This window comes from Methylobacterium sp. WL19, assembly GCF_008040005.1.
In the GTDB taxonomy this organism is placed as follows: Bacteria; Pseudomonadota; Alphaproteobacteria; order Rhizobiales; family Beijerinckiaceae; genus Methylobacterium; species Methylobacterium bullatum.
The window spans coordinates 1-472 of sequence record NZ_VRVC01000316.1; the positions used below are offsets into that span (position 1 = coordinate 1).

The 472-nt window shown below is 72.2% G+C and carries 1 pseudogene; it reads right to left on the reverse strand.

Annotation, left to right across the window (positions count from 1 at the left end):
• A pseudogene (locus FV220_RS25745) lies at window positions 1–472 on the reverse strand (hypothetical protein); the annotation flags it as partial.

A 472-nucleotide genomic window follows, 5' to 3' on the forward strand; every position in this document is an offset into this window, starting at 1 on the left:
CCCGCGCCGGTCGTCCGCACCGCGCCGGTCGTCCGCACCGCGCTTGTCGTCACGGTCGTTCTTCTCCTGCGCCTGACCCGGCGGGACGAAGGGCTTACCCGGAACGCCCGGCCGGGTGTTGGGAGCCGGCTTCGCGTCGGGGGCTTTGGTATCGGGTGTCTTAGCATCCGGCGTCTTGGCATCCGGCGTCTTGGCATCCGGCGTCTTGGCATCCGGCGTCTTGGCATCCGGCGTCGCGTCCGGCGCGCCGCGACGGGCGGGGTCGCCCTTGTCGTTCCGGTCCGGCTTTTCGTTCCGGTCCGGCCTGCCCTCACGCTCGGGCTTGTCCCCGCGCTCGGGTTTGGTGCTCGGATCGGGCCTTTCGCCACGCTCGGGCTTGGCGCTTCTGTCCGGCTTGTCGCTGCGGTCGGGCTTGTCGGGCCTGTCCGGCTTTTCGGTCCGGTCCGGCCTGTCGCCACGCTCGGGGCGGGCG